The following is a 17,310-nucleotide window of genomic DNA, read 5'->3' as shown; positions in this document are numbered from 1 at the left end:
GGCGGGCCTGTCTCTGTTCGCGAACGGGGGTTACGATCGCCCTGAGCCGATTTTCGCGATTCACTTGTTCACAAGCGGGTGTGGGAGGGATGAGCACATGCTCTTGAGCTTCCGTGTCGCCAACCACGGCTCCCTGCGCGAACCGCAGGAACTGAACTTGGTCCCGGCGTACGAGGACGACCGGCCCGCCGTGACGGTCGTGGCGATCTACGGAGCCAATGCTTCCGGGAAGTCCACGGTGGTGGACGCGTTCCGGTTCTTCACGGAAACGGTGGAGGACTCCCAGGCGAAGTGGCTGCCCGGCGCACCCGTGCCGAGGCGTCCTTTCCTACTCGACCATGTGAGTCGCGAGGAGCCCGCGTCGTACGCGGCCGACCTGCTCGTCGACGGAGTGCGCTACGTGTACGGCTTCAGCGTCACGGATGCCGCTGTGGGCGAGGAATGGCTCTACGCGTACCCCAAGGCGCGCAAGCGCGTCCTGTTCGAACGCAACGGAATGAAGATCGATTACGGTGCGACGCTGAGTGGCGAGCGGGTCGCCGCCGAACGGATCATGCGGCCGAACAGCCTCTATCTGTCGGCGGCTGCGCAGTCCGCTCACCGGTTGCTCAGCAGGATTTGGAAGGCTCTGGCGAGCAAGTCGGCAGTGGTCACCGATGACCACCGGCAGACGATCACGCACGCCGCCGTGGGGGCGCTCGTGGCAGAGGGCTTCGAGGAACTGCGGCGAGTGGGGCTGCCTGTCGGTGCGGAGGTGCTCGCCGCTGCGGACCTCGGGGTGCACGGTGTCCGTCCGGCGGCGGGGCGCAACGCCGCGTTTGAGGGAGCGAGGGTCCCCGAGACCATTTCCGCCGGGCTGGCGCAGGCGATGTCGAAACCGCTCGAGTTCGTCCATCGCGTCGGCGACGAGGAATTCGTCCTGCCGGTCGAAGCGGAGTCGGCCGGCACCAAGACGTGGCTGAACCTGGTGTTCAGGGCGCTGTTGGCCGTTCTCCACGGGGACCAGCTGTGGATCGACGAGATCGACGTGAGCCTCCACCCCCTGCTCACCGCCAAGCTTCTCTCCCTCTTCCAGAACCCCGAGCTCAATCCCCTCGGCGCCCAGCTCGTCTTCACCACCCACGACGCCACCCTCCTCGGCACGATGCTCGGTGAGCAGGTGCTGCGCCGGGACCAGGTCTGGTTCGTGGAGAAGGACGCCAAGACGGGCACCTCCGAGCTCTATCCGCTGAGCGACTTCAAGCCGCGCAAGGGCGAGAACTTCGAGCGGCGCTACCTGGCGGGCAGCTACGGCGCGGTACCGCTCCTGCCGGAGACGGCGTTCGAGGACATGGTCAGGAAGTACTGGGGGGCGCATGGCAAGGCAGTTCCCGCGTGAGGGATCGGGCCGCCGACGTCGCCCGGTCCGCCAGTCGTCCCGCACCCTGCTGATCGTCTGCGGGGGCAAGGAGACCGAGCGCCAATACCTCCAGGGGTTACGGGACCATCTGCGCAACCCGGCGATCTCCCTCGTGGTCCGGGGCAAGGCCTGCTCCCCGACGCAGCTCGTCGCGTACGCCCGCCAGCAGCGGGACCTCAACCGGGGCGGTTACGACGAGGTGTGGTGCGTCTTCGACGTGGACCAGTACGCCGATGTCGCGGAGGCCGTCACAGCCGCCCGTCGCAGCGGCATCAGGGCCGCCGTGTCCAATCCGTGCTTCGAGCTCTGGCTGCTGCTCCACTTCGCGGACCACCGCGCGTACGCCGCCACGTACAAACAGCTCCTGCCCCACCTGCAGAAGCACCTTCCCGGGTACGACAAGACCCGGCTCGATTTCGCCGCCTACCAAGGTCGTCATCAGGAGGCCGCCGAACGGGCGCGGAAGCTGGACCCCACCGGTGCGGACCACCTGCTCAATCCCTCCACCGGGGTCTGGCGCCTCACCGATCGCATGACGAAGCGCTGACGCGCTTACGCCACACGTGAGGGGATTCGGTCAGCCGTCAGCGGATACCCGTGGCGGGGGTTGCCAGCCCCCGCCCGGCATGGGAGAGGATGACCGGAACCGTACGAAGGAAGATTCACGATGAGCATCGACCCGTCCTCGATTCCGAATTTCGGGGCTCAGCCCGGCCCGCAGCCCACCGGTGGACCGGCCGGGCCCGTCGTACCCGACCAGGATCTGGTCAAGCAGCTCCTGGACCAGATGGAGCTCAAGTACGTCGTGGACGACGAGGGCGACCTCGCCGCGCCGTGGGAGGAGTTCCGCACGTACTTCATGTTCCGCGGCGAGGAGGACCAGCAGGTCTTCTCGGTGCGGACCTTCTACGACCGCCCCCACAGCATCGACGACAAGCTCGCGCTGCTGGAGACGATCGACGACTGGAACCGCCGCACCCTGTGGCCCAAGGTCTACACGCACACCCACGACGACGGCGCCGTCCGTCTGATCGGTGAGGCGCAGATGCTGATCGGCACCGGCGTCGCCCTGGAGCACTTCGTCTCCTCGACGGTCAGCTGGGTCCGCGCCTCGATCGAGTTCGACAAGTGGCTCGTGGAGCAGCTCGGCCTGGAGAAGGCCGTCGACGGCGCCGAGGGCGACGAGGGCGACGCGGGCGACACGCCCGGCGACGACGCCTGAGGCACGGCACTCACAGCGCCATCGGGGCGAGCGTCAGCAGATACGCCCCGTACGCGAACGACAGCCCGGCCAGGGCCGCGGTCACGGTGACCGCCGCCCCGGTCCGGGCTTTCGTCAGCGCCGCCGCCAGCGGCAGCAGCAGCGGGAACGCCGGCAGCAGGAACCGCGGCTTGGACTCGAAGAACCCCGAGCCGCCGACCGTGATCAGCAGCAGTACGGCCGTGTAGACGAGCAGCGGCAGCGGCGGGCGCTCCAGCACGAACAGGGCGAACAGCAGCAGCGCCGCCACCGTGATCAGGAACGCCATCGTGTAGCCGAGGTCGAAGGGCCCGGTGGCCAGCTTCCGCACGAAGCGCAGCGAGCCCCGGCCGAAGTCGAAACGGGACGTCCAGGCGGCCTGGACCGCGAAGTAACCCCCCAGCGGATCACCCCTTCGGGCGCCGACCGACAGGACGTACGCGCACCAGCCGAGCGGCGCCACCGCCCCGGCCGTCCACACCCGCCAGTCGCGCCGTGCGCCCCGCTCCCCGTCCCACAGGGCCGCCGCCGCCGCGGCGGTGACCGCCGCGGCCACCGCGATCGCGTTGGGCCGCGAGAGGCCCGCCAGGACCGCCAGCCCGCCCGCCCACAGCCAGCGCCGATCCAGGACCGCCCGGAGCGACCAGGCGGCCAGCGCCGTCATCACCGGTTCGGTGTACGCCATCGACAGCACGATGGAGTGCGGCAGCAGACCCCACAGCAGCACCAGCGCGGTCGCCGTGCGCCGGCCCGCCAGCCGCTCCCCGACCGCGTGGATGCCCCAGGCCGCGGCCCCGGCCGCCGTCCAGGACACCAGCAGCCCGGCCGTGCCCCCCGCCACCGGCAGCGCCGTCGTCACCAGCCGCATCAGGCTCGGGTAGAACGGGAAGAACGCCAGGTCGCTCTGGACCGTCCCGTCCGGCCAGTACAGGGTGCGCCCGTAGCCGTGCGCCGCGATCTTGATGTACCAGTCGGCGTCCCACGCGGTGGCGAGCAGCGCGCGCGGCGAGCGCCCCAGGTGCCAGGCCCAGCCCGCGAGGAACAGCATCCCGGCGAGCCGGGCGGCGGCGAACAGCCCGAGCGCGGGGGCCGCCCGGCGCAGCGCGGTCAGCCGGCGCGGTGTGGACAGGGCGTCCGCGGACCGGCGTACGAGGGCGGTGATCTCGGCGGACAGGGTGCACCTCCGGGCGCGCGCGTGGTCGGTCCTCCCCGGCCTCTCGCGGCGCCTCGTCCCGCGAGCTCAGCCCGCGAGCGCCTTCAGCCGGGAGACGGCCTCTTCGAGCACACTCTCCCTCTTGCAGAAGGCAAATCGGACGAAAGGCGCGCCCGCGTCCCGGTGGTCGTAGAAGACGGCGTTGGGAATCGCCACCACCCCGCAGCGCTCCGGCAGCGCCCGGCAGAAGGCGAAGCCGTCGCCGTCGTGCGAGAGCTCCCGGCCGAGCGGACGGATGTCGGTGGTGACGAAGTACGTGCCCGCCGGGCGGTACACCGCGAACCCGGCCGCCGCGAGCCCCGCGCTCAGCAGGTCCCGCCTGGCCCGCATCTCCTCGCGCAGGGTGTCGAAGTAGGCGTCGGGCAGCCGCAGCGCCTCGGCGACGGCGTACTGGAAGGGGCCGGAGGCCACGTACGTCAGATACTGCTTGGCCGAGCGCACGGCCGCCACCAGCTCGGGCGCGCCCGTCACCCAGCCGACCTTCCAGCCGGTGAACGAGAACGTCTTGCCGGCCGAGCCGATGGTGAGGGTGCGCCCGCGCATCCCCGGCAGGGTGGCGATGGGCACGTGCTCGCCGTCGAAGACCAGGTGCTCGTAGACCTCGTCGGTGACGACCAGCAGGTCCCGCTCGCGGGCCAGCTCCGCGATCGCGGTCAGCTCCTCGCGGCTCAGCACGGTCCCGGTCGGGTTGTGCGGGGTGTTGAGCAGGATCAGCCGGGTGCGCGGGGTGACGGCGGCGCGCAGCTCGTCCAGGTCCAGCCGGTAGCGGTCGCCGTCCGGCCGCAGCGTCACCGGCACCCGTGTGCCGCCCGCCATGGCGACGCAGGCCGCGTAGGAGTCGTAGTACGGCTCCAGCGCGATCACCTCGTCCCCCGGCTCCACCAGGGCGAGCAGCGAGGCCGCGATCGCCTCGGTGGCGCCCACCGTGACCAGCACCTCGCGGTCCGGGTCGAGCGTCAGCCCGTAGCGCCGCAGCTGGTGGTCGGTGATCGCGGTGCGCAGCTCGGGCACGCCGGGACCCGGCGGGTACTGGTTGCCGCGTCCGTCGCGCAGGGCCCGCACGGCGGCCTCGCGGACCTCCTCGGGGCCGTCGGTGTCGGGGAAGCCCTGGCCGAGGTTGATGGCTCCGGTCGACACCGCGAGGGCGGACATCTCGGCGAAGACCGTGGTGCCGAACTCGGCGAGGCGGCGGTTGAGGTGAGGACGCGCGCTGGAGGTCATGGCGGCCATCCTGTGGGCAACCTCTGGAGTTGCTCAAGTCTGCTTTCGCGCGCGCGGGGCGAGGGCATCCCCCTGTCACACACAGGAGAAGGACGGTGGGGGAGATGGGATATGTCGTCGCGGGGGCCGTACTGGTACTGATCTGGTACGTCGTCGGCAAGGTGACCAGGGGGAGCCGCGGCCGGCGGCGGCGGGGGTGGTACTCGTCCGGGGCGGGCGGCTCCTCCGGCGCGGCGGGCTCGTCCGGCGCCTGGTGGGCCGGTGACAGCGGGGGAGGCCACGGCCACCACGGCGGCCACTCGTGCGGCGGCAGCCACTCGTGCGGTGGTGGCCACTCCTCCTGCGGCGGCGGTTCGTCCTGCGGGGGCGGCGGCTGCGGCGGCTCCAGCTGACCGCGTGCGGCGGTCGCGGCTGACACGGGGCAGCCGATTCCGTCCGCACGCCTCATCCACGCGCCCGGCGGGGTCTCCACCCGCCGGGCGCCCTCACGCGCGCCTTCGCAGTGAACAGGTGAACCGTGTTGCCTCCCAGGGATGGAAACCCCGTCAAGTTGGGTAAAAACGCTGTGAGTGCGGCCCACTTCATGATTGCCTCGCTGTTGAGAAACGCAGCCCACGGACCTCCCCCACCGGGCGGACCCGAGCCGACGGTCCCCCCTTCCCCGCACCGGTTCCGGGGCGCCCCCGGTCGTCCACCCTCCCCATGTGTGTTTTGCGGAGCCCACCCATGCTCACGACTCTCAAGACCGCCTACACCGACACGCGTGCCAGCGACCTCGCCTGGGCTCTGGGGCGGGAGCCGCTGCCCGCCCTGGCCGTCCTCGACCTGGAACTCACCGGCGCCAGACTGCAGTTGAGGCTGCTGGGCGCCTCCCACCAGGTACTCCTCGAAGAGGAGCAGGGCTCCTGTTCGGAGACCGTCGCCTGTATGCCCGGCAGCAGCACCCCGCTCCCCCTCGGGGTGGCGAAACGTCTGGGGGAGTGGGAGTACGAGTTCGCCGCACGGGTGGAGACGCTGTCCGAGGGGTCGTTCGCGGGGCGCGCCCAGGAGCTGCTGGCGCTGGTCGCCGACCATCCCAACGGCCTCGCGGGGACGTTTCCCGGCTCGCCGCACGCCTTCACCGCGATGCTCGCGCAGCGCGGCGAGGGCCAGGTGCGGTGGCGGACCTGGCACGCGTACCCGCAGGAGGGGCAGTTGGTGGTGACCCGAACGAGGGTCGGTGTCCGGACGGCGGTACCGGCCGCGCGGTGAGAATGCGTGCAGGTAGGAGGGGGCGCACCGCCACTGAAGGAGCCGTAATTCCCTCCGCCGTGCGCGAGTTGCACCCTTGTGGGTGACAAGATGCGAGCGAGTCGTGACGTAGCGTTCCCATCATGATCGAACCGTCTGTGCCCGTCCTGCCCAGTGGCATCCCGCCGCCGGTGCCCCGGCGCAGCACCGCGCGGTTCATCGTGCTCGGCACCGTGTTCATCTGCGCGGCCTGCGGACTCGTCTACGAACTCGAACTGGTCGCCCTCGCCTCGTACTTGATCGGCGACTCGGTCACCCAGGCCTCCGTCGTGCTGTCCGTGATGGTCTTCGCCATGGGCATCGGCTCCCTGCTCGCCAAGCAGCTGCGGCTGCACGCCGCCGCCGGCTTCGGACTGATCGAGGCGGCCCTCGCGCTGGTCGGCGGCTGCTCGGCGATGGTGCTGTACGCGACGTTCGCCTGGCTCGGCGGCGCGCGATACGCCCTGGTCGCCTTCTCGCTCGGGATCGGTGTGCTCATCGGCGCCGAGATCCCCCTCCTGATGACGCTGATGCAGCGCGTCTCGCGGCAGGACCCGGGCGGCACCGTCGCGGACCTGTTCGCCGCCGACTACGTGGGAGCCCTCGTCGGCGGCCTCGCCTTCCCCTTCCTCCTGCTGCCGCTGCTGGGCCAGTTGACCGGTGCGCTGCTGACCGGCGCGGTCAACGCGGTCGCGGGCGGGGCGCTGGTGCTGTGGCTCTTCCGGCGCGATCTGACCCCCCGCGCCCGCTGGTGGCTCCTGGCGGCGAACGTGCTGGTCATCGCGGTCCTGGCGATCACCACCGCGCTGGTCGGCGCCTTCGAGCAGGCGGCGCGGCGCGCGGTGTACGGAGGGCAGGTGCGGGTCGCGGTGCAGACCGGTGTGCAGGAGGTCGTCCTCACCGGCAGCCGCACCGGGCACGGCCCCGGCGGTCCGCTCGACCTGTTCCTCGACGGCCGGCTGCGCGTCAGCGGCCGGGACGAGCACCGCTACCACTCGGCGCTGGTGGGCCCCGCGATGGAGTCCGGGCGGCACCGGCGGGTGCTGGTCCTGGGCGGCGGGGACGGCCTGGCCGCCCGCGAGGCGCTGCGCTTCACGGACGTGCGCTCGGTGACCCTGGTCGAGCTGGACGCGGGCGTGGTCGGCCTGGCCCGCCACGACCCGGCCCTGTCGGCCCTGAACGGCCATGTGTACGAGGACCGGCGGGTGCGGGCGGTGGTCGCGGACGCCTTCGGCTGGCTGCGCGGGGCCGGCCGGACGGCCGGGCCCTTCGACGTGGTGATCTCCGATCTGCCGGACCCGGGCATCACCCCCAGCACCAAGCTGTACTCGCAGGAGTTCTTCGGCCTGGCCGCGCGCGTGCTGGCGCCGGGCGGCCGTCTCGCGGTGCACGCGGGGCCGGTCGCGACGCGGTCGCACACGTACTGGACGGTGGAGTCGACGGTCCGGGCCGCCGGTCTGTGGACCGTGCCCTACCGGGCGACGGGCCGTCTCACCGGCTTCACGGCGGGCCCCGACCGCGCCTCGGGCGCCACCGGGGCCCCGCACGACTGGGGCTTCGTCCTCGCCTCGCCCTCCGGGCCCCCGGGCGTCCCGCTCGCCCCGGAGCTGGAGCCGCTGGGCGAGGAGCGCCCCCGCGAGGAGCTGCCGCCCTCGACCCTGGTCCATCCGCGCTACTCGGGCTGACGGCGGGCCCGGGGCCCCGCGCGGGGCCCGGACGGGCGGGTTCGGTACGGCTCGGCGCGTCGGTTGCGGAGACGGGACGGCCACCCCTGAGTAGGCTCGTGACTCATGGAGCATGAGGTGTTCGTTCCGGTTGAGGTCCAGTCCCTGCGTCGGACGCTGCGCGACCCGGCGCGGGTCGCCCGCTGCGTCCCCGGGCTCCAGCAGGACGCGGGCGAGCCACCGGTGGCCGGGCGGCTGAAGCTCCGCGTCGAGGGCCACACGATCACCTACCGCGGCACCATGCGGATCACCGAGCTGGACGAGGACACCTTCGGCGTGGAGGCCGAGGGCACCGAGGCGCGCGGCACCGGCGCGGGCAGGTTCTCCCTCACCCTCCGGCTCGCGCCCCAGGACGAGGGCACCCGGATGTCCGTCACCGCCACGGCGACCGCGGACGGCCGGGTGGCCACCGCGACCCCCGAGGGCACCCGGGCCGCCGCCGCCCGCCTGCTGGACCGTTTCGGCGCGGCGCTGGCGGCGGACGCGCAGGGAGCCGGGGAGGAGACCGGCGGCCCGGCCGAGGGCGCCGGCGAGCCGGACGCGACGGAGGGCGGGGCGGCCGTCCAGGGCGTGGAGGCCTCCGGACCCGACGCCGCCGCGCCCCAGATCCCCGCGCCCGACAGCGCCCCCCACGACGCCGCGCCCCGCGCCGCCACCGGGCCCGCCGCGCCCGGGGAGCCCGAGGCCGGACCCGCCGGGCCCACCACCTCCGGGTCGGGGTCGGGCGCGGCCCCGGACGCCACTCCGGACGCCGACGCGGACGTGGACGCCGAGGCGCGCGGCGAGGACCCCGCCGAGGACCCCGGCCTCGGCCACTCCGTCTTCGACGCCGCCGTCCCGCCGCCCTCGCTCGACCCGCTCGCCGAGGACGAGTTCGACCTCTCGGGGGACGCCGACTACCTGCCCGCCGAGGCCGCGCACGCCCGCCGGACGATGATCGGCCGCAGCGCCGAGGAGGTCGACCACGCGCCGCCGCGCGGGCGGTACGCGCCCGTGCCCGCCCCGGCCGGCTCCGGCGCGGGTGCCACCCTGCGGTGGGCCGCCCCGGCCGCCGCGCTCGCGCTCGCCTCCGCGGTGGTGGTCGGCCGCGCCCTGCGCCGACGCCGCTGACACGCCACCCGCCCCGGACACGGCGACGCGCGCGCCGGGGGACGCGCCGACGCAAGTAGTGTCAGGGGCGTGAGTAGCGACAAGAGTGTCCGGCTGGCGGCCGGCGAGGTCGAGTTGACGGTCCGTCCGGACCTCGGGTGCCGGATCGAGAGCCTGCGCATCGGCGGTACGGAAGTGCTGCGCCAGGGCGACAAGTACGGCTCGTTCCCGATGGTCCCCTGGTGCGGCCGGGTGGAGAACGGCGAGTTCCGCAACGGCGGCACCAAGCACCGTCTGCCGCTGAACGCCGCGCCGCACGCCATCCACGGCACCGGCCGCGACACGGTCTGGAAGGGGGTGCGCACCGGCGAGACGGAGACCGGCCACGCGGAGGCCCACTTCACGTACGACCTGGCCGAGCCGTGGCCGTACACCGGACGCGTGACGCAGATCTTCGAGCTGTCCGAGAGCGCGCTGACGATCACCATGGGCGTGGAGACGTACGGCGACTCCTTCCCCGCGCAGGTCGGCTGGCACCCCTGGTTCCGGCGCAGCCTCGGCGGCGAGGACGTGCGGCTGGAGTTCAGCCCCGGCTGGCAGGAGGAGCGCGGGGACGACCACCTGCCCACCGGCCGCCGCATCGACCCCCTGCCGGGCCCCTGGGACGACTGCTTCGGCATGCCCGACGGCGTCGACGTCACCCTCACCTGGCCGGGGCAGCTGGAGCTGAAGGTGGCCAGCCGCAGCGAGTGGGTGGTGGTCTACGACGAGCAGGAGGAGGCGGTGTGCGTGGAGCCGCAGTCCGGCCCGCCCAACGGCCTCAACACCCTGCCGCGGCTGGTGACGCCGGTGGACCCGCTGGAGCTGGCGACGACCTGGAGCTGGCGCCGCCTCTAAGCTGGCGGGCATGACTGACGTACGAGCCGACCTGCTCCAGCAGATCAAGGACAAGGCCGTGGTGCACGGCAAGGTGACCCTCTCCTCGGGCCGGGAAGCCGACTACTACATCGACCTGCGGCGGATCACGCTGGACGGCGAGGCCGCGCCGCTGGTCGGTCAGGTCATGCTCGACCTCACCGCCGACCTCGACTTCGACTGCGTGGGCGGGCTGACCCTCGGCGCAGACCCGGTGGCGACGTCGATGCTGCACGCCTCCGCCGCGCGCGGCCGGCGCCTGGACGCCTTCGTCGTACGCAAGGCGCAGAAGGCCCACGGTATGCAGCGCCGGATCGAGGGCGCGGAGGTCAGGGGCCGCCGCTGCCTGGTGGTCGAGGACACCTCCACCACCGGCGGCTCGCCGCTGACGGCCGTCGAGGCGGTGCGCGAGGCGGGCGGCGAGGTCGTCGCCGTGGCCACGATCGTCGACCGGGGCGCGGCCGACGCCATCACCGGAGCGGGTCTGACGTACCTCACCGGCTACCAGCTCGGTGACCTGGGCCTGGCCTGACGGGTCCGGCGCTTGTGGGCACAACGCCCCGGAGGCCACCGTGGGCGTAACCGGTCCGGGGTACTCGGCATGATCGACTGACGGGCACTCCGAAAGTGGTGGTCCGAGCCAAGGTGCTCATGCCTACCCGCTCTGACCTGCGCTTTCGACGAGGGGGCGGCTGTTTCACGTGAAACAGCCGCCCCCTCCTCCGTCCGCAGGGTGGAGCCGGGCGCAGAGTCTGGAAAGATGGGCCGCGACGATGACGTCGCCCCCAGGTCAGGGCCAGCACATATCGCACACCCCGCACATCACAAGGAGCGGACAGATGCCCATCGCAACCCCCGAGGTCTACAACGAGATGCTCGACCGGGCGAAGGCAGGCAAGTTCGCCTACCCGGCCATCAACGTGACCTCGACCCAGACCCTGCACGCTGCCCTGCGCGGCTTCGCGGAGGCCGAGAGCGACGGCATCATCCAGATCTCCACCGGCGGTGCCGAGTTCCTGGGTGGCCAGTACAAGAAGGACATGGTCACGGGCGCGGTCGCGCTGGCCGAGTTCGCGCACATCGTCGCCGCCAAGTACGACATCACCGTCGCGCTGCACACCGACCACTGCCCCAAGGACAAGCTGGACGGTTACGTACGTCCGCTCCTGGAGGTCTCGGCCGAGCGCGTCGCCAAGGGCCTGAACCCGCTGTTCCAGTCGCACATGTGGGACGGCTCCGCCGAGACCCTCGCGGACAACCTGGCCATCGGCCAGGAGCTGCTCGCCAAGGCCGCCGCCGCCAAGATCATCCTTGAGGTCGAGATCACCCCGACCGGCGGCGAGGAGGACGGCGTCAGCCACGAGATCAACGACGAGCTGTACACCACCGTCGACGACGCGCTGCGCACCGCCGAGGCCCTGGGCCTGGGCGAGAAGGGCCGCTACCTGCTGGCCGCCTCCTTCGGCAACGTCCACGGCGTCTACAAGCCGGGCAACGTCGTGCTGCGTCCGGAGCTCCTCAAGGACCTCCAGGAGGGTGTCGCCGCCAAGCACGGCAAGGCCGGCAGCCAGCCCTTCGACTTCGTCTTCCACGGCGGCTCCGGCTCCTCCGAGCAGGAGATCGCGACCGCGCTGGAGAACGGCGTCGTGAAGATGAACCTGGACACCGACACCCAGTACGCCTTCACCCGCCCGGTCGCGGACCACATGTTCCGCAACTACGACGGTGTCCTGAAGGTCGACGGCGAGGTCGGCAAGAAGTCGACGTACGACCCGCGCACCTGGGGCAAGCTCGCCGAGGCGTCGATGGCCAAGCGCGTCACCGAGGCGTGCGCGAACCTGCGCTCGACCGGCACGAAGCTGAAGTAACGGGCGCGCGGGCCCGCCGCCCGCGCTCCCCCGTCCGGGCCCGGTATCCCCCTCGCGGGGGGTGCCGGGCCCGGTGCGTTCGGCGAGAGTGGAGTCCATGAGCGTGACGATGGGGACTGCGGCGGGGCGGTGGGTGCTGTTCACGACCGTGCTCGGGTCCGGGATGGCGATGCTCGACTCGACCGTGGTCAATGTGGCGCTGCCGCGCATCGGGGCGGACCTGGACGCGGACATGGCGGTGCTCCAGTGGACCGTCAACGCGTACATGCTCACGCTCGCCGGGCTGATCCTGCTCGGCGGGGCGCTCGGCGACCGGTACGGCCGCCGCAGGGTCTTCGTCGTGGGCGTCGTCTGGTTCGCCGCCGGCTCCCTGCTGTGCGGGCTCGCACCCGACGCGGGCGTGCTGATCGCCGCCCGCGCCCTCCAGGGCATCGGCGGTGCGCTCCTCACCCCCGGCTCCCTCGCCCTCATCCAGGCCAGCTTCGATCCCGGCGACCGGGCGGCGGCCGTGGGCGTCTGGTCCGGGCTGGGCGGCGTCGGGGCGGCCGTGGGGCCGTTCCTGGGCGGCTGGCTGGTGGACGGCCCCGGCTGGCGCTGGGTCTTCCTGCTGAACGTGCCGCTGGCCGCGCTGTGCGTACCGGTGGCGCTGAAGCACGTCCCGGAGTCCAGGGACACGCGCGTGCACACGGCCCGCTTCGATGTGACGGGCGCGGCGCTGGGGGCGCTGGCGCTGGCGCTGGTGACGTACGCGCTGATCGAGGCGTCGGGGCAGGGGGCGTCGCCGCTGGTGCTGGGCGCGGCGGTGGCGGGCGTGCTGGCCGGTTTCGCCTTCCTGCGGCTCGAACGGCGGCTGCCCGACCCCATGCTGCCGCCGGAGATATTCGCCTCGCGCCAGTTCACGGCGGTGAACGTGGTGACGGTGTGCGTGTACGCGGCGTTCGGCGGATTCTTCTTCCTGGCGGCGCTCCAGCTCCAGGTGGTGGCGGGGTACTCGGCGCTGGGCGCCGGCGCGGCCCTGCTGCCCACCACGGTCCTGATGCTTCTGCTCTCGGCCCGCTCCGGAGCCCTGGGCGAGCGGATCGGCCCGCGCCTGCCGCTGACGGTGGGGCCGCTGCTGTGCGCGGGCGGGATGCTGCTGATGCTGCGGGTGGGGGTGGGCGCGTCCTATCCGCGGGACGTGCTCCCCGCGGTCGTCGTCCTCGGCCTGGGCATGGTGACCCTGGTCGCGCCGCTCACCGCGACGGTGCTGGGGTCGGTGGACGCGGGGCGGGCAGGGCTGGCGAGCGGTATCAACAACGCGGCGGCGCGGGCGGCGGGTCTGATCGCGGTGGCGGCGCTGCCGCTGGTGGCGGGCATGTCCCCGTCGGCGTACCGCTCGGCGGCGGAGTTCGGCTCGACGTTTCGCCGGGCGATGCCGGTGTGTGCGGGGGTGCTGGTGGTGGGGGCGGTGCTGGCGTACGCGACCGTGCGGCATCCGCGGGCGGGATGCCATCCGGAGTGCCGGGTGTCCTGCGGGGTGACGGGTCCGCCCCTGGAGCGCAACCGGGAGGGGTGACCGGGGTGGTGCGGGGCCCGCTCGGGGGCTGCGCCCCCGAACCCCCGAGCGGGGCTGCGCCCCGAACCCGCTTGTCGTCTGGGGACCGTGGTGGGCTGGTCGCGCAGTTCCGCGCGCCCCTGGAAGACCGGGGAGGGAACGGGCAGCGTGGGGGAGAAGGCCCGGTTGTCGGTCGGACGCGGCAGACTGGCCCCATGTCCATTCACGAGAACCTCCTCGGCGGCCCCGCCCCCACCCACCTCCCCGACGACCCCGAGCCCCGCGAACTCCTCGCGCAGGGCACCGCTCCCGCGGACGTCGCCGCCAAGTACCCCACCTCCTCCCTCGCCTGGGCCCAGCTCGCGGACGACGCGTTCGACGCGGGCCGCACCGTCGAGTCGTACGCGTACGCCCGCACCGGCTACCACCGCGGCCTCGACTCGCTGCGCCGCGCCGGCTGGAAGGGCCACGGCCCGGTGCCGTGGGAGCACGAGCCCAACCGCGGCTTCCTGCGCGCCCTGCACGCCCTGGCCCGCGCCGCCCAGGCCATCGGCGAGCAGGCCGAGTTCGAGCGCTGCACCGCGTTCCTGCGGGACTCCTCCCCGCTCGCCGCCGACACGCTGAGCTGACCTGCGCGGATTCGTACCGTCCGGACAATTCTCGTGCGGACGGTACGATCGCACGCACCATCGAATACCGGACAATCGAACGCCGACACCGCACGCCGACATCGCACACCGCACGTCGACATCGATGTCGGACACCGCAAGACGGCGCTGGCGCACGAGGCCCCACACCTCTCCCCCCAACTCCAGCCGTGAGCAGGGGAGAAATCTGTCTTGGGCAAGCGAGCAGCCCGCAACGGAGCCCGTCGTGGCCATGGCCACACCCGACCCCGTAGCGGTGAGAGACGCTCGGCCCCGCTCCGTCCCCGCGCCCTCCTCCTCGCGGGCGGCCTCCTCGGCCTCGCCCTCGTCTGCGGCGCCGCGCTGACCCAGGGGCGCGGCGGCGACAACGATGCCGCCCGGCCCGGGTACGCCGCCGAGACGCCCCTCGGCTCCCGCGCGCCCCTGCCGGCCGACGACGACAAGGACGTGCCCGCCGCCGGGCCCGGCACCTTCACCCCCGCCCGTGCCTCCGGCGCCCCCGTCGGCACCGGTGGCCCCCTGCGCCGCTACAAGGTCCTGGTCGAGGACGGCGTCGACGTCTCGCCCGCTCAGGCCGCCACCGAGATCCAGGCGATACTCGCCCACCCCCGCGGCTGGGCCGCGCACGGCCGCGCCCGGTTCCAGCTGGTCTCCGGCGACGGCGGTGCCGACGTGACGATAAAGATCGCCACCCCCGCCACCACCGACAAGCTGTGCGCGGCCAACGGCGACACCCACGGCGAGCTGAACTGCGAGGTCGCCGACGGTGTGGTGGTCAACCTCAAGCGGTGGGTCAAGGGCTCGCCGCAGTACGACGGGCCGCCCGCCGAGTACCGGCATCTGATCATCAACCACGAGGTAGGCCACATGATCGGCTTCCGTCGGCACATGGCCTGCCCGGGGCCGGGCAAGGCCGCCCCGGTGATGCAGCAGCAGATCAAGGGCCTGAACGGCTGCAAGTCCAACGCCTGGCCGTACACCGAGTCGGGCAGCTTCGTGGAAGGCCCGTCCGTGCCCTGACGACGGGGGAGGGGGCGTGTTTATGATGCGGGTGGGGACCGGGGCTCCGATGCCGATGAAGGAAGGGGCGGACCGCTACCCGGACACGTCGAGGAGACAGCGATGTCATCAAAGATGTCCGAACCGGCCGACGCCCCCCATCTGGACTTCGCGGGCACGACTCCGTACGAGGACTACGTCCAGGCGGACGTCCTCACCCACCTCCAGCATCTGCGCTCGGACGACCCCGGCGAGATGGTCTTCCTGGTCACCACCCAGGTCATGGAGCTGTGGTTCACGGTCATCGTCCACGAGTGGGAGACCGCCACGCGCGCGTTGCGCGAGGACCGCGTGCAGGTGGCCGTGGACGCGCTCAAGCGGTCCGTACGCGAGCTGGAGGCGCTCAACGCGTCCTGGACGCCGCTCGCCCAGCTGACCCCGGCGCAGTTCAACTCCTACCGTTCGGCGCTCGGCGAGGGCTCCGGTTTCCAGTCCGCGATGTACCGGCGGATGGAGTTCCTGCTGGGCGAGAAGTCGGCGTCGATGCTGGTGCCGCACCGGGGCGCGCCGCGTGTGTACGCCGAGCTGGAGAAGGCGCTCCAGGAGCCCAGCCTGTACGACGAGGTGCTTGCCCTGCTCGCCCGCCGGGGGCACGCCGTCCCGGCCGCGGTCCTGGAGCGCGACCTGTCCCAGCGGTACGAGCCCTCCCCCGAGGTCGAGGCCGTCTGGGCGGAGCTCTACACCGGGGACCAGAACGGGGAACTCGTACGCCTGGGTGAGGCGTTGACCGATGTGGGCGAGCTCGTGTGGCGCTGGCGCAACGACCACCTGGTGGCGACGAGGAGAGCGATGGGCGCGAAGACCGGCACGGGCGGCTCCGCGGGCGTGGCCTGGCTGGAGAAGCGGGCCACGAAGAGCGTGTTCCCCGAGCTGTGGACGGCGCGCAGCCATGTCTGAGTCGCTGGCCGCCAAGGCCGCGGCGCTGGACGCCGCAGACGAACTCGCGGGGCACCGCGAGCTGTTCGCCCTCGACGACACCACGGTCTACCTCGACGGGAACTCGCTGGGCGCACTGCCGCGCCACGTCCCGGCGCGGATGCAGGAGGTCATCACCCGCGAGTGGGGTGAGCTGCGCATCCGCTCCTGGGACGAGAGCGGCTGGTGGACGGCGCCGGAGCGGATAGGCGACCGGATAGCGCCGATCGTCGGCGCCGCGCCGGGGCGCGTCGTGGTGGGCGACTCCACGAGTGTGAACGTCTTCAAGGCCCTGGTGGCGGCGGTGCGCCTGGCGCCCTCGGACCGGGACGAGATCCTCGTCGACGCGTCGACGTTCCCGACGGACGGGTACGTGGCGGGGTCCGCGGCGCGGATGACCGGCCGGTCCGTCCGGGCGGTCGCGCCCGGCGAGATGGTGTCGGCGCTGGGTGCGCGCACGGCGGCGGTCCTGGTCAACCACGTCGACTACCGCACGGGCCGGCTGCACGACCTGCCCGGCATCACCGCCGCGGCGCACGCGGCGGGCGCGTTCACCGTGTGGGACCTGTGCCACAGCGCGGGCGCGCTGCCCGTCGGCCTCGACGCGCACGGGGTGGACTTCGCGGTCGGCTGCACCTACAAGTACCTGAACGGGGGGCCGGGTTCGCCGGCGTATCTGTACGTACGGGGCGACCACCAGCCCTCGTTCGACTCCCCCCTGCCCGGCTGGAACTCGCACGAGGATCCCTTCGGGATGCGGGCGGAGTACGAGCCGGGGGCGGGCGCCGTGCGGGGCCGGGTGGGCACACCGGACATCCTGTCGATGCTGGCCCTGGAGTCGGCCCTCGACGTCTGGACGGGCGTCTCCATCGACTCCGTCCGCGCCAAGTCGCTGGCGCTGACGGACTTCTTCCTGGAGTGCGTGGCGGCGTATGTGCCGCCCGGGCGGGTGGAGTCCGTGACGCCGTCCGCGCACGCGGAGCGGGGGAGCCAGGTGGCGCTGCGGTGTGAGGGGGCGGGGGATGTGATGCGCGCGCTCATAGCGGCGGGTGTGGTGGGGGACTTCCGCCGGCCGGATGTGCTGCGGTTCGGGTTCACGCCGCTGTATGTGGGGTTTGGGGACGCGGAGAGGGCGGCGCGAGCGGTGTCGTCGGCACTGGCTTAGCCCCACGACCCCCACACCCCACGTCGGGGCCGCGCCCCGGCCCCCTTCTTGC

General features: G+C 72.7%; 17 protein-coding genes. 15 read left to right on the top strand and 2 right to left on the bottom strand.

Going from position 1 to position 17,310, the window contains the following annotated elements; translation table 11 throughout:
* The first annotated feature begins 97 nt into the window (after positions 1 to 97).
* The 3 genes from ACZ5ID_RS05475 (at position 98) to ACZ5ID_RS05465 (ending at position 2,621) form a co-directional block, all read left to right on the top strand.
* On the top strand, positions 98 to 1,378 hold the full coding sequence (locus ACZ5ID_RS05475; protein ID WP_468893678.1) for an AAA family ATPase: 1,281 nt from the start codon (positions 98 to 100) through the stop codon (positions 1,376 to 1,378).
* On the top strand, positions 1,356 to 1,946 hold the full coding sequence (locus tag ACZ5ID_RS05470; RefSeq protein WP_468893676.1) for an RloB family protein: 591 nt from the start codon (positions 1,356 to 1,358) through the stop codon (positions 1,944 to 1,946). The genes ACZ5ID_RS05475 and ACZ5ID_RS05470 overlap by 23 nt, the downstream gene beginning before the upstream one ends.
* 120 nt (positions 1,947 to 2,066) lie before the next feature.
* Positions 2,067 to 2,621, top strand: coding sequence for a type III secretion system chaperone family protein (locus ACZ5ID_RS05465; RefSeq protein ID WP_468893674.1), 555 nt, complete (start codon positions 2,067 to 2,069; stop codon positions 2,619 to 2,621).
* 10 nt (positions 2,622 to 2,631) lie between these two features.
* Here ACZ5ID_RS05465 and ACZ5ID_RS05460 read toward each other — a convergent pair whose 3' ends face one another.
* On the bottom strand, positions 2,632 to 3,768 hold the full coding sequence (locus ACZ5ID_RS05460; RefSeq protein WP_468894202.1) for a hypothetical protein: 1,137 nt from the start codon (positions 3,766 to 3,768) through the stop codon (positions 2,632 to 2,634).
* A 111-nt stretch (positions 3,769 to 3,879) separates the two neighbouring features.
* Complete coding sequence (locus ACZ5ID_RS05455; protein WP_468893673.1) at positions 3,880 to 5,082, bottom strand: pyridoxal phosphate-dependent aminotransferase; 1,203 nt, start codon at positions 5,080 to 5,082, stop codon at positions 3,880 to 3,882.
* 86 nt (positions 5,083 to 5,168) lie between these two features.
* Here ACZ5ID_RS05455 and ACZ5ID_RS05450 point away from each other — a divergent pair, with 86 nt between their 5' ends.
* From ACZ5ID_RS05450 to kynU, 12 genes are all read left to right on the top strand, one after another.
* Positions 5,169 to 5,465 (top strand): hypothetical protein, encoded by a 297-nt coding sequence (locus ACZ5ID_RS05450; RefSeq protein ID WP_468893672.1) that lies wholly within the window; start codon positions 5,169 to 5,171, stop codon positions 5,463 to 5,465.
* A 334-nt stretch (positions 5,466 to 5,799) separates the two neighbouring features.
* A complete protein-coding gene (locus ACZ5ID_RS05445) occupies positions 5,800 to 6,324 on the top strand; it encodes a DUF2617 family protein (protein ID WP_468893670.1) in 525 nt (174 codons plus the stop codon).
* Between the two features lie 122 nt (positions 6,325 to 6,446).
* Positions 6,447 to 8,027: a polyamine aminopropyltransferase gene (locus ACZ5ID_RS05440; protein WP_468893668.1), complete on the top strand. Its 1,581-nt coding sequence runs from the start codon at positions 6,447 to 6,449 to the stop codon at positions 8,025 to 8,027.
* Positions 8,028 to 8,132: 105 nt separating this feature from the next.
* A complete protein-coding gene (locus ACZ5ID_RS05435; RefSeq protein WP_468893666.1) occupies positions 8,133 to 9,176 on the top strand; it encodes an SRPBCC family protein in 1,044 nt (347 codons plus the stop codon).
* Between the two features lie 69 nt (positions 9,177 to 9,245).
* A complete protein-coding gene (locus ACZ5ID_RS05430; protein ID WP_468893664.1) occupies positions 9,246 to 10,052 on the top strand; it encodes an aldose epimerase family protein in 807 nt (268 codons plus the stop codon).
* A gap of 10 nt (positions 10,053 to 10,062) precedes the next feature.
* Positions 10,063 to 10,602, top strand: coding sequence for an orotate phosphoribosyltransferase (gene pyrE / locus ACZ5ID_RS05425; RefSeq protein ID WP_468893662.1), 540 nt, complete (start codon positions 10,063 to 10,065; stop codon positions 10,600 to 10,602).
* Positions 10,603 to 10,909: 307 nt separating this feature from the next.
* Complete coding sequence (gene fbaA / locus ACZ5ID_RS05420) at positions 10,910 to 11,938, top strand: class II fructose-bisphosphate aldolase (protein WP_468893659.1); 1,029 nt, start codon at positions 10,910 to 10,912, stop codon at positions 11,936 to 11,938.
* Between the two features lie 97 nt (positions 11,939 to 12,035).
* Complete coding sequence (locus ACZ5ID_RS05415) at positions 12,036 to 13,493, top strand: MFS transporter (RefSeq protein ID WP_468893657.1); 1,458 nt, start codon at positions 12,036 to 12,038, stop codon at positions 13,491 to 13,493.
* A 194-nt stretch (positions 13,494 to 13,687) separates the two neighbouring features.
* Positions 13,688 to 14,101, top strand: coding sequence for a DUF3151 domain-containing protein (locus ACZ5ID_RS05410; protein WP_468893654.1), 414 nt, complete (start codon positions 13,688 to 13,690; stop codon positions 14,099 to 14,101).
* Between the two features lie 210 nt (positions 14,102 to 14,311).
* Positions 14,312 to 15,139 carry a DUF3152 domain-containing protein gene (locus ACZ5ID_RS05405; RefSeq protein WP_468893652.1) on the top strand — a complete coding sequence of 276 codons (828 nt, stop codon included), beginning with the start codon at positions 14,312 to 14,314 and terminating at the stop codon, positions 15,137 to 15,139.
* Positions 15,140 to 15,241: 102 nt separating this feature from the next.
* Entirely contained in the window at positions 15,242 to 16,075 is an 834-nt protein-coding gene (locus ACZ5ID_RS05400) for a tryptophan 2,3-dioxygenase family protein (RefSeq protein ID WP_468893650.1), read from the top strand.
* Positions 16,068 to 17,258 (top strand): kynureninase, encoded by a 1,191-nt coding sequence (kynU, locus tag ACZ5ID_RS05395; protein ID WP_468893648.1) that lies wholly within the window; start codon positions 16,068 to 16,070, stop codon positions 17,256 to 17,258. The genes ACZ5ID_RS05400 and kynU overlap by 8 nt, the downstream gene beginning before the upstream one ends.
* Positions 17,259 to 17,310 lie beyond the last annotated feature (52 nt).

The sequence above is a fragment of the Streptomyces sp. NPDC031670 genome, from assembly GCF_055580545.1.
The sequence above is the reverse complement of the archived record's forward strand: the minus strand, read 5'-3'. Positions and strand labels throughout refer to the sequence as shown.

Bases quoted from the DNA above. Each gene is read 5' to 3' on its own strand.
- ACZ5ID_RS05475 (WP_468893678.1), top strand. From the start codon at position 98: ATGCTCTTGAGCTTCCGTGTCGCCAACCACGGCTCCCTGCGCGAACCG.
- ACZ5ID_RS05470 (WP_468893676.1), top strand. From the start codon at position 1,356: ATGGCAAGGCAGTTCCCGCGTGAGGGATCGGGCCGCCGACGTCGCCCG.
- ACZ5ID_RS05465 (WP_468893674.1), top strand. From the start codon at position 2,067: ATGAGCATCGACCCGTCCTCGATTCCGAATTTCGGGGCTCAGCCCGGC.
- ACZ5ID_RS05455 (WP_468893673.1), bottom strand. From the start codon at position 5,082: ATGGCCGCCATGACCTCCAGCGCGCGTCCTCACCTCAACCGCCGCCTC.
- ACZ5ID_RS05445 (WP_468893670.1), top strand. From the start codon at position 5,800: ATGCTCACGACTCTCAAGACCGCCTACACCGACACGCGTGCCAGCGAC.
- ACZ5ID_RS05440 (WP_468893668.1), top strand. From the start codon at position 6,447: ATGATCGAACCGTCTGTGCCCGTCCTGCCCAGTGGCATCCCGCCGCCG.
- ACZ5ID_RS05435 (WP_468893666.1), top strand. From the start codon at position 8,133: ATGGAGCATGAGGTGTTCGTTCCGGTTGAGGTCCAGTCCCTGCGTCGG.
- pyrE (WP_468893662.1), top strand. From the start codon at position 10,063: ATGACTGACGTACGAGCCGACCTGCTCCAGCAGATCAAGGACAAGGCC.
- fbaA (WP_468893659.1), top strand. From the start codon at position 10,910: ATGCCCATCGCAACCCCCGAGGTCTACAACGAGATGCTCGACCGGGCG.
- ACZ5ID_RS05415 (WP_468893657.1), top strand. From the start codon at position 12,036: ATGAGCGTGACGATGGGGACTGCGGCGGGGCGGTGGGTGCTGTTCACG.
- ACZ5ID_RS05410 (WP_468893654.1), top strand. From the start codon at position 13,688: ATGTCCATTCACGAGAACCTCCTCGGCGGCCCCGCCCCCACCCACCTC.
- ACZ5ID_RS05400 (WP_468893650.1), top strand. From the start codon at position 15,242: ATGTCATCAAAGATGTCCGAACCGGCCGACGCCCCCCATCTGGACTTC.
- kynU (WP_468893648.1), top strand. From the start codon at position 16,068: ATGTCTGAGTCGCTGGCCGCCAAGGCCGCGGCGCTGGACGCCGCAGAC.